Here is a 12,554-nt window from a genome sequence, read left to right as displayed (position 1 = left end):
CGTAAAATATAAGGTGAAAAATGTAAAGATTGTTTTTGAGAACAGTTTTACATCAACAGATCATGTTTCATCATTATTATCAGGCAATAACCTTTACATCAAAGGTGTTGAAAACGGATCAGTACATATTAATGATAAATCGATAACATCTGTAAAAGGTGAATATGAAACTTTAATTGAATTGTCAGAATCTGATAAAGCAAAAGGTTTTGTTAGGATTGCCGGCTCAACCGGAGTTAAAGAATATAAAATTCCTGAAAATACATCTTCTTTCAAGACGTTGAGTGAAGAAAAGTATATGCCCGCTGTTATCAGTATTTCAAAAGATACGGAACATACGGAGGTGTATGAAAAGGCAACACTTTCTATTGAAAAAAATTCAGTAGAAAATATTGCAAGTGTTCAGATTCTTAAACTAAGAAAGAAAGATTATCCCGCCATTTCCGGGGAGATTAAAAACATGACAGCAAATTCTACAGCCTATCGTTTAGAAAACAAGCTGGGAGGATTTACAAAAATGATGACTTTCTCATTCCCTTATGATGAAAAGAAATTAGGAGCAAGGTCAGCAAAAGAATTAAAGGCTTTTTATTTTGATTACACCACAAAAAAATGGCGTGTTGACCCGACAAGTAAGGTTGACACCGATAAAAAAGTCGTTACTGTTGAAACAAAAGGAGACACCGACTATATTAATGGAGTGATCTCGGTTCCGGAATCTTCAAAACTGGAAGCGTTTGCTCCAACAAGCATTAGCGGATTGAAAGCTGCTGATCCAACAGCGGGCCTACAATTGATGGAAGTGCCTACAGCAACACAGAAAGGTGATGCCAGTGCCAATTACCCAATCCGTGTACCTTCAGGGATTGGAGGATTACAACCTTCACTATCGATTGGCTACACCAGTGCAGGAGGAAACGGATGGATGGGAGATGGTTGGAATATCAATGGTTTGTCAGCCATCACGGTTGATGCCAGATGGGGCACACCGGTATTTGACGGAGGTAAGGAAACAGAGTTATATTCTTTAGATGGTGAGATGCTCGTATATCCCAACGAATATCTTCCTCACAGGCATAATGATGTAAGTGAAAACAATGCAGCCATTACTACAGAAAAGCAGCTAAGAACTTCTTACAGCAATAATAGTGTAAAGCAATTTTACTTAAGAAAGAATCACGATTTTACCCTTATTGAAAGAATAGGAACGAGCCCCAATAATTACACATGGAAAGTGACCTCTACCGACGGAACCAAAAGATATTATGGAGGTTCATCAGACGCTGTGCTTTATTCAGGAAGCGGTATTGCCCATTGGGGACTTCGAATGGTAGAAGATGCCCATGGTAATACGATGGAGTTTACCTATTATAATGAATCCGGAGGCGGTGGAACATTTTTTCAGATTAAAAAGATCGCTTACGGGAAAAATAAAGATTATACGGTCAACTTCAACAAAGAAGCAAGCATTACCAGACAGGATGTGACTACGAATGCAAAACAGGGGATGATAAGATCGGAACCTTATTTGCTAAAAAGTGTTGAGGTAAAATACAAAACCGAGCTGGTCAGAACCTATAAAATGGATTACATTGAAGGCGAGTTCTTTAAAACACTTTTAAAGAGAATTTATATTGTCCCGAATAATCCGTGTTCTACAACGCTTCCTCTTGCAAAATCTGCCGGTGATGGTAAAGATTCGGAAACCCAAAAGACTGAAAATACAGGCACTGCAAGCAGAGAAAGAGATATGGATGACGGAACCGGCGGCGGAGGCGGTGGTCCTGGTGGTATTGAGCCTACTTGTAACGAAATTTCAGACAGCTATACTTTTGAATACTATGATGATGTAAAAGACGCGCAGGGAAATGTTAGAATCTTTGGCCCTGATACCGGAATAAGTCTCCAGAATGATAAAGAAGCGTATTCAGGATTCGTACGATCTTTAGTTACTCCTTCTAAAATTAATGGAAACATCAGTTCTGAAACCGGATTTAACGCCAGAATTGCCGCGGGATTAAATTTCTATACACCTTCAAGTGATCCTTATGGACATCTGATGTTTGGTTTTCCGTTTGGAAGCTCGAAGGCAAAAGCAAGAAATGCTCAGCAGTTGGTAGATTTCAATGGAGATGGTATCCAGGATATGATCTACAGGGTTCCTGATGATGGGTTGTACCTGAGAACCGGGAAATTAGATGATGCAGGAAATCTGAGTTTTAATAAATCTGAGCGAATCGGAAATTATACCGGAGGTGATTTTAATTACACAGAAACCAGTACCAGTAATAGTGGGTGGGATATGGGAGCAATGGTTTATAGCAAATCTGAAATCGGATCATCAACTCAAGGTACCACAAAGACTTATCTGATTGATGCCAATTCCGATGGTCTTATGGATATTGTCAACGATGGACAGGTATGGTTCAACAGATTCAGTTCCGGAAAATCTGAAATGACTCAGCATTCTGAGTACACAGAAAATATGGTAGTAAAAGCAAAGGCAATCCAGGCTCCGGTAAGAGAGTGTGGAGATCCGGGACAATATCCGTATCCTTGCCCTGAGGAACCGGTAAAAAACCTGATTGATATTAATGATGTTGTAAAAGTATGGGTAGCACCAAAAGATGGGTATGTCAGGTTTGCGGATACTGTTTCAATAGAATCAAGCCCGTTTGATAGGTCTGGCTCAATGTATTATAGTGTCGAGATAAAAAATCCTACTCCGATGAGTGGAACAACAGATACTTTTACGAATACCAGAATATATTTAAAGAAAATTCGTTCAACGTTCGGTGCCCAGGATATTGTAATCAACAAATACAATGACTTCTATTCTGAAATGCAGTCCGTTGAGGTAGATTCTAATTATGCTATTCCGAATGGTATCAATAATCCTGATAGATTGTTTGTAAAAAGTGGAGAGAAGATTTATGTGAGAGTGCATAAAAATACAGTTAAGGATATTCCTGTATATTCAAATCCTATCATTACTTATGTAGATCAACATGGTAATGATATTCTCAATACAACTGAATTGTCTCAGGATCAGTTTCTATTAAATAACGGAGATTACAGCAATAATTTTTTACTAAACAATGCCTCTGCACCGATTCTTCTGGATGCTCCCGGAACTGTTGCTATTACTATACCGTCCTTTACATTCCCTTATTTATCTGATAATGTAAAATTCAGAGTGGTAACTGAAAAGGTTAACTCAGGAACCATTACTGATTTAATTACTCCTGAGATTTATAATCAATCGAATCTTATAACACAAGCTCATACATTAAATCTAACAGTAAATGCAGGTGAACCTGTTTATCTTAGATTTATTGTTGAATCTGATTCTTTTACCAATTTTGGCGGTGCGAATTGGAATAATATCACGGTCAATTATATCGCTTCCGTAAATTATGGTACTGGCAGTGCGACTGCTAATTGGCAGGGCGTTGCAGAGTATCCATCTTTTGTTGTTACAAAACTAGAACCCCAATTGGATATCAACAATGTTCCACACAATATTTTACTAGGCGGCAGCTATAATTTTGGGATCCAGATTAATAAAAATGTTACCAATTTCTCCAGTTTAGGAACAGGCTCATTCTATTATATCATCAAGAAAGGAAACCAGGTTCTTGCTAAAAGAAGGGTTATTGTTTCTCATACCAATAATACTCTTATTGAAGAAGATATGATAGCTGGCCAACCTGTCTCTGGGGTTAATCCTATTGTATTTTATACAGGAGAATCTGTTTTTTTTCCAGGTGATACTAGTCATTTGGTAACGGTAGCGGTATACTGTAAAACAGGAGGAGATTATGCATTATTTAATAAATATTCTGAATACTTTTCAGGAAGACCATTTAATGTATATTATGATAATGTCAATTTGTATGGCACTACTACTGCTACAGCTGTTAATACTGCAATGTATAATACAAAATCTTTCTTTTTTAATAACTGGGGGCAATTTGTGTACAAAGCGGGTAACCTTTCAGATTATCTGTATGGGTGGCCTATTAATTATGGAGCTTTTGATACGCCAACCGCGAATCAGAATACATATCCGGCATGCCAAGATCCGAGTATTGCTAATAATCACGATGCTTTGGTAAATTGTATTTTAAATGAAACACCGAACCCCAATGCAGGTAATAATGCAATTTTCTCATCTGTAATATTGATGAAACCGGCATTTACAAGAGTCGGTAGATTTAAAATGGAGGTTTGGGCAGGTTCGGCACCTGGCCAAAATTCATCAGGTGGTGGCTTCAGTACTAACGACAATGTAAGTTATTTTATTGATCCGGTTCCTACCGTACCAACGGCAGTCCCTACAACATATGTTTCAGGTCAGCTTTCTGTAGATACTACCATGAAGGCTATCAACAAAGATCAAAGAAGCAGGGCAAGAAATAAAACACAAGGGGGAAGCTTAGGTCCTGTGAGTGGAGGAAACTCGATAACCGACCTTGATTATAGCGTAGAAAATCAGACATTTTCTGATATGAATGGTGATGGATATCCTGATATAGTTTATCCGAGATCGATGCAATTTACCAACGCTACAGGAAGTTTGGAAGATATCCAGGTTAATTCGTACGGAGAGCCAACCCAGTCTTTAAGTTATCAAAAAAATAACTCTGCCGGATTCTCTTATAATGCATTCTCAGTAACAGGAAGAATCGGAGCACATGGCAGTAATGGAACTTCCACACAGCCTGATACCGGAATTCCATGGTCCGGAAGTGCATCGGTAAGTGCCAGTCTTAATCAGTATTATGATTCTTATGATGCAGGCGGATCATTCTGGATGGATATTAATGGAGACGGGCTTCCTGACAGGGTCACGGGAGGGAATACCCAATATATGAGAGTTGCTTTAAATTTGGGCAAAAGCTTAGGGGGAGCCTCAATTTATCCAAATATCCTTACTTATCGTTCTCACCCAAAAGCTGGTGCTAGTATTTCTTTGGGTGGAGGGCTTGGATCTTCTGCCAATCTGGGGGCTTTGTCAAGTTTTGGATTTGGGATTAGTGCCGGTGTAAGTGCTTCAGCCTCAATAGGAACTGCGGATGTGGTATACGAAGATATAAACGGAGACGGATTGATTGATCTTCTTCAGGTTGCGTCAAACGGTGCGACAACAGTAAGGTACAACCTTGGAAATAAATTCGATACCGGAATGCCTTTGATAAAAAGCGGAGGAAATATTGACTTTTCTGACGAAACCAGATCATATAACGGATCCTTCTCTTTCGGTGCAAACTATATGTTCAACATGGGGCCCATTACCCTTATTCCACCTGTCGTTGTATTGATTCTTTGGATTAAAGCAGGAGGTGGTGCCAATGTAAACCTGGGAATGAATGTTACCGAAACAAGAAAAACATTCAGGGATATGAATGGTGACGGATTTACAGATTTAGTTCAGGATACAAACAGTGGATTTATCGTTAATTACTCGCAAATAGGAAGAACAAACAAATTAAAAACAATTACTAATTCCTTCTCAAAAGGAACCTTCGTAATGGATTACCAGATCTCCAGAGCAAATTATGACAATCCACATGCTAAGTTAATTGTAAAAGACATCAGCATTTTAGATCCCGATGCATTTTCAAAAAGTTATACAACGGAGAGCGGGTCTAAAATGCAAACCAGATATGAGTTCCGAAACAGGAAATATGATAGAAGAGAAAGAGAAGATTTCGGGTTTGATACAGTCATTAAAAAAGAGATCAATAATGGTTCAACGGAAAGACTCTCTACTGATTTATACTTTAATAATACTTATTTGTTAAATGGTTTAATTAAGCAGAGTACCGTACAAAGTGGGAATGGAAGCTATTTATCTGATGTGAAGTATAATTACAAATTGAGAAAATTTATGTATAGTACGACACTGATCAATCTAAGCTCAGATCTACCTTTTGACTATGACAGTGGCGGTAGAGAAGGGAGAAAAATGGCCATCGCATTACTGGATGAAAAAGTGAAAACAGCTTATGAATCCGGGGGAAGTATCGTTACTAAAGAAAAATTTACTTATACCACAAAAGGCCTTGTTGAAAAGTATCAGTATACAAGCCCTTCCACATCTTATAATACCAGAATAACATATCAGGCTATTGATAATAATATTATTGGAGTTCCTACCCTTGTTGAGGTGTATGAAGGAGCTACCAATTCACAATTATTAAGAAAAAGAAGTGCTGAAAATATCAATTTGAGCAACGGCGATGTGGGAAGATATAAAATGTTTGACGGATCTGTTGATATCATTACCGACGTCAATTACAATAATGCAGGAAACATTACAAAAGTTACCTATCCGGAAAACAGCAACACAAGCGCTGTACAAAGGTATTCAATTAATTATACCTATGATGATGCCGTAACAGGCAAGTATGTGACAGAGGTTAAAGATGTTTTCAATATTAAATCATCAGCAACATATAACCCGCTTTTCGATGTTGTAACGAGAAAAGTTGATACAGGAGGAAATGCTATGGTCTTTACCTATGATGGTTTCGGAAGAACGAGAACGATCATGGGACCAAATGAAATAGCCAGTGGAGCTACAGTTCCGACCGTAAAGTATAGATACTGGTTTGATCATGCAGATATTCTCAATAGCGATTCTGCCATAAAATTGTATAGAGCCTCTACTTCCAATTACGATCCGGAATATGCCAGCTCAGGTAATACCATCATGACAGATACCTATTCTGACTTCCTGGGAAGAATTGTACAAACGAAAAAAGATTTTGAATGGTCCGGATATGAATCAAGATCAGTATCAGGAAGAACAGTGTATGATGATCTGGGAAGAGCAGTTAAACAATACCATCCTGTAATGGAAGCGTTGACGAATCAGGCTTTGAATGCCGCAAGTAATAGTGCTTCTACGAATAGTGCTTATGATAGCCGGGATAGAGTAGTTTCATTTACAGATGAAGATGGTGTGACAACAAAAACCAATTATGGTATTGATAATGAACTCTTCAAAACAACACAGGAGACATCAAACCAAAAATCGGAAACCTACACCAATGCAGAAGGAAAAATAGTACAGAAAGATGATTATCTGGACTCTACGCCGCTTTCAACATTATTCGGGTACAATACAATTGGTGAACTTGTCGAGGTAAGAGATCCCGAAGGAATTAAAACAAGATATTCTTATGATCTTGCCGGAAGACGCATTCTGCAGGAGCATCCTGATAAAGGAAGAACTACTTATGAATATGATCCTTCCGGAAATCTGGTGAAATTAGAAACTGATAACCTGATTAATGATCCTGGTATCAGTACACACTTTATCCAGTATAAATATGATTACAACAGGTTGGTGGGAATTGTTTTACCTGACTTGCCATCCGGCGATCCCAATCCAAACAATGTATCCTACGAATATTATCCTTCAACACCGGGGAATAATGCAGGAAGACTTCGTATTAAAGACGAAGGTTCAGGAAGTACAAAATATACGTACGGAAGAATGGGTGAAGTCCTTTCGGAAGTAAGAGTGATACGAGGGTATCATATCCCTGAGATGTATTTTAAAACTTCATTTAACTATGACAGTTGGAATCGTATTACGAAAATCAAGTATCCGGATGATGAGATTGTTTCTTACCATTATGATAAAGGCGGAATGCTTAAATCTGTGAATAATAATAACGGAGAAACCTATATAAACAATGCCAACTACGATTATTTTGATCAGCGTTTAGCAATTACTTACGGTAACGGAACTTCTCAGTCATACGGATACAATTCCGCTAACAGGAGACTGGATTATTATAATCTAAATGGCCCGTCTTCTCAAATGTTGCAGAATAAGTACAAATATGATGAGTATTCAAATGTTGTTAAAATTACAAACATTGCAAATCCTCAGGGGAATGGTATGGGAGGAGCCTTTGATTTCGAATTCGGTTATGACACCTTAAACAGGCTGGTTGGAACAGGAACAAGGAAAATCATCTTAGATGGTGAAAATCAACCGATACCTACTTCTAATTTTGCTCAGTCAACGTATGAACTTGAGATGCATTACAATAATGTTGGAGGTATTAGCGGAAAAAGACAGCATCACGAAAGAGACCAGGTTGTTGTAGCTGAAAATACCTATGAAAACCATTATAAATATGTTGATAGTACTCATAAACTTGATAGGGTAGATGACGCTTCAACCGGAAATATTGAATTATTTGGTTATGACTACAATGGAAATGTCATTGAGCATAAAGATCCGAACGGAACAAGAAAAATGTTCTGGGATGAGCAGGACCGTATGCGGGCATTCTATAATGATAATACAGGAGTCTATCAGTATTATACCTATGATGACAAAGGGGAAAGAGCAATTAAATACGGATTGGAAGTTCCGGCGCAGCTCTACCAGAACGGAGCACCTGTAGGTATCGATGATTTAAGATTGATTGATTATAAACTGTATCCGAATCCATATATAACAGTGAGTTCCTCAGGTCAGTATACGAAACATTATTATGATGGCTCAAAAAGATTTGCAAGCAGACTAATCGATGATACCAGAAGATTTGAAGACCCATCCGTTTTATACACTAATAGAACAGCAGGAGATAAACCTGAAAAGAAAGCGGATGCAGAAGCAGATTTTAAAACGTATCTTGAGAAAACGGATTTAGGAGGAAACGTCTCTGTTGAACTAAGAGAGGAATATCAACATACAGGTTTATATTATCTGCATGGAGATCATTTGGGAACAGCAAATTTTGTAACCAACTCTCACGGGGATACAACACAATTTTTCTTAAATTTACCATTCGGAGAAACCATGCTGGAACAAATGGATGGATCCTATAACAATCCATACAAGTTCAATGGAAAGGAATTGGATGAAGATACAGGACTGTATTATTATGGAGCAAGATATTATAATCCGAGATTGAGTATCTGGTATGGAGTGGATCCGCTGGCTGTTTATAATCCTGTAATGGAAACTCAATTTTATGGGGATGGAGAACATAATGGAGGAGTATATTTCTGGGGGAATCTTAACCCTTATATTTATACTTATCAAAATCCTATTAAATATGTTGACCCTAATGGAAAACAGACAGATGTTGTTAATAAAGGAGTTTTAATGAATGAAAACTTTACAACGTTAAAGTATTCGAAAAATATGAGCTCTGAAGAACGACATGATGCAGATGCCAGAGGATATATAGCTGTTGCAGCTTTAAATCAGCAATCTGAAAAAAATACAACACATATATTTTCTCATGGATATTATACTAAAAACAGAACGTATTTATCCATGTATGACAAACGAGAAAAAGAAGGTGAAAGATTTTCTGCAAAATTTAATACTGAACAGCTTAAAAGTTTGCTGAAATCTGATAAAGTCAGTACTGATTTTCTAGACAATAAAGGTGGCAATATAATTTTACATGGGTGTTTTGCAGGGTCAGGAGAAGGTTCTGTAGCGGATATAATATCAAGAGAAAATCCAGATAAATTAGTTGTTGGAGCTACCCAAAATGTTTTTTATAATAAAAATGGAGAAATTGGAACCTGGAATAAAGAAACAGGAAAAAAAGGAAGCTGGAATGTATATAAAAGTGGAAAAATCATTAAAAGCTATAATTGGAATTGGAAACCTAACGCCAAAGATCTTAAAGGTATAAACAATAAATAATATGAAAGCTTATTTTTTTCTTGATTCCTTTGATTTTATTATCATGCAATCAAAGTTATAAAAGCCCAAACGGATATAATGTTATTGAACTTTATGAATATAACGGACAGCCATGGAATGCTGACGCAAGCAATAATAAGTTATATAGGGATTACAGATCTGACGGTATTCTGTATTTTAAAATGGCAAAATTAAATTATAGTTTAAAAAGATCGATTATTGCCAATTCGACGATTGATTCTATTTTTTTTAGAACTAGTTATCAAAAATATCGGCCGAGACCACAATGTCCTATTGGTTTTAATCGAATTTTATTACTAAAGAGTCATTCAACTATAAAATATGTAATTAAATTTAATGATTATTGTGAAGAGTGCTTTGTGATAAACTATCAGACAAATAATATTAATTACTTAAAAATAGGATATGATGACTTCGCTGAAATTTTAAAGTCAAAATAGATTTAAGGTTTTTTTGATATGTTACCTTATTTTGATCTTACAATAAGAGCAAACCCTTGCAAAAGCGAGGGTTTGTTATATTTCAAAAGAATCTAAAGTTCTTTATGGACTTGTGTAAACACAAAAGCCTACCCTGCATACACAAGGTAGACCAATAGTTGACTAAATTGATTTCTTATTTCGGATATACCGATGCAATAAACTGCTTATCGGTAGCAGATAAAACCGTATTGTTTCCTACACTGAATCCGTTTGTAGTAAGATCAGAGCTGATGCTGTAGTGCATAATTGACAACTTGTCGTAAGCACTATATTGTGTTTGTGAAGTGGAATACTTTGCAAAAAGATTATTATCTACCTGAGCCTGAGTCCAGTAATTCGGATATCCTGCATAATAGGCATATACTTTTGGCTTATCCCATGGAATAGCCGCCAAAGGATGCTGGTGTTCATGGATCATACCCAAAGCATGTCCGAATTCATGGATCGTTGTTCTGCTGAATTCTGTATCACTTGTATTGTCGTTGAACCAGCCAAAGTTCATCGTTTCCTTATTGGATGCAATATTAAGAGCATCCTTACCGATATATGAATAAGAGCCTGCTCCGGATGTAAAAGTGACACGAATCTGTGCCGATCCACTGGTGACAAATTTAAAAGTAATGTTAGCATACTGTGACCATTGTTGTGCATATTGCATTACTTTATTGCGTACCTTGGTAGTACCACCGGACAGAAGTACTGTCAGAACAGTACCGTTAGGCCATTTTTTACTGGTAACGACTGCTCCCTTAGAGGCCGTTCCGGGAATATAACCTTCTCCCGGAAGATAAACATCTTTACACATTTGTGTATTTTCAAAACCTGCGGGGATATCTGCTTTTGGTACCGCTTGCAGCTCTGATACATTTTGTACCTCCGCGGATTTTTCTTCTACATTTTCATTAGTATTACATGCTATCATAGCAAGTGAAATAAATGATCCAAACAGGATCTTCTTGTGTAGTTCCATAATTGTAATGTTTTATTTAGTTAAATGTGTGGGTAAATCTTAATATAATTGACAATGAAATAACGATATAATTTAATTATTCTTATTCAAATCTATAATAAAAAATCATTTTTACATTTAATTTTTTTTGTAAATTAACTTTTAGTTAACATCTACATACATACTACACGTCTCTGAATCCTCTTCTGTAGGGAGATATCACTAAAGAGAGAAGTATAAAATCAGATTCTGAAAAAAGAAGTGAAATCAATTTTTTTTGTTCAAAAAGAAGATTTTGATTAATAAAATTTATATTTTACTGAGTACAACTATTTTTAATTATCCAAAAATGAAGAAAAAAATATGGATAATTCTCAAAATAAAGACTGTTCAGCAAATGAATTTTATTAAGAAAACCGATTAAGCAAAACACTATGTATAGATAAAAAGCCGGAATTCTCAGAATTCTGGCTTTATTTTGTGCTTGAGCCTATAAATAATAAATATATATCTTTAGTTTATTTATGCTCTACATGTGATCGTTTATTTGCTCTTGTTTTGAGGATGCGCACTGTCAGATACCGCAGCATTGATGTTACCACTGGCATTTCCTGTGTTGTTATTACTGGTTTTTCTGCCTCCTATGTGGGTTTTGGTGTTAATACTATCTTTGGCCCTTGTACTGTCCGCAGAATTTTGCGGCGTAGGAGTTGCAGTATCAGTGTAACTTTTCTGCACTGTGGTTGAATCGGTAACAGACACATTGTTTTGTGCGTCATTTTTCTTGCATGCCAAAATCAAAAAAAACATGGCAATAATGGATAAGAACAGATTTTTCATATAATATTAAATTAAGGTGTAAGAATTTTAATGACTCAAAATTCACTATTTATTCTCTACAATTATATGAGCATGATCATAATAAATCACACCAGGTTTGCATTATTTTTTTTGCTCCAATTGTGAGGGTTAACTTGTCTTTTAAAACAAATTAAAATTAAATGATATGGATTTAAAAATTCTTTCAATAGTCTGGGGTGTAAAAAACCTCGAGAGAGCGATTATCTTTTGGTCGAAAGCTTTAAATTATCGATTAAAATCTGATCCTGAACCTGACTTTGCAATTTTGATTCCCATTTCCGGTCCGGGTATGCAGTTGTCATTGAAACTGACTGCTTCAGACGAACCTAGAAGACACCATATGGATCTCATTACTGAAAATCAAAAAGATGAAGTAAAACGTTTACTGAATATCGGAGCAACGAAAATGGAAGGCTGGAATTATGAACAGGACGCTGATTATGTGGTGTTGCTAGATCCGGAAGGAAATTCTTTCTGCGTAGTACAAGCTTGATGAGTTTGGCAGATTAATTGTTGATTTAAATGGAAGTATTTAAAAATCACCACT

General features: G+C 36.5%; 4 protein-coding genes. 2 read left to right on the top strand and 2 right to left on the bottom strand.

Features of this window, described 5'->3' with window-relative positions; all coding sequences use genetic code 11:
- Positions 1 to 13: 13 nt before the first annotated feature.
- Positions 14 to 9,694, top strand: a complete 9,681-nt coding sequence (locus H3Z85_21285; protein ID QPQ51729.1) for a hypothetical protein — start codon at positions 14 to 16, stop codon at positions 9,692 to 9,694.
- A gap of 636 nt (positions 9,695 to 10,330) precedes the next feature.
- On the opposite strand, the gene H3Z85_21280 is transcribed toward H3Z85_21285, so the two are convergent.
- Together H3Z85_21280 and H3Z85_21275 are read right to left on the bottom strand one after the other, a co-directional pair.
- Positions 10,331 to 11,167 carry a peptidase M12 gene (locus H3Z85_21280; GenBank protein QPQ51728.1) on the bottom strand — a complete coding sequence of 279 codons (837 nt, stop codon included), beginning with the start codon at positions 11,165 to 11,167 and terminating at the stop codon, positions 10,331 to 10,333.
- 522 nt (positions 11,168 to 11,689) lie between these two features.
- A complete protein-coding gene (locus H3Z85_21275) occupies positions 11,690 to 11,986 on the bottom strand; it encodes a hypothetical protein (protein ID QPQ51727.1) in 297 nt (98 codons plus the stop codon).
- Positions 11,987 to 12,152: 166 nt separating this feature from the next.
- Here H3Z85_21275 and H3Z85_21270 point away from each other — a divergent pair, with 166 nt between their 5' ends.
- Positions 12,153 to 12,500 carry a VOC family protein gene (locus H3Z85_21270; GenBank protein ID QPQ51726.1) on the top strand — a complete coding sequence of 116 codons (348 nt, stop codon included), beginning with the start codon at positions 12,153 to 12,155 and terminating at the stop codon, positions 12,498 to 12,500.
- The last annotated feature ends 54 nt before the right edge of the window (positions 12,501 to 12,554 follow it).

It is taken from the genome of Chryseobacterium indologenes (genome assembly GCA_016025055.1).
Taxonomy (GTDB): domain Bacteria; phylum Bacteroidota; class Bacteroidia; order Flavobacteriales; family Weeksellaceae; genus Chryseobacterium; species Chryseobacterium indologenes.
The sequence above is the reverse complement of the archived record's forward strand: the minus strand, read 5'-3'. Positions and strand labels throughout refer to the sequence as shown.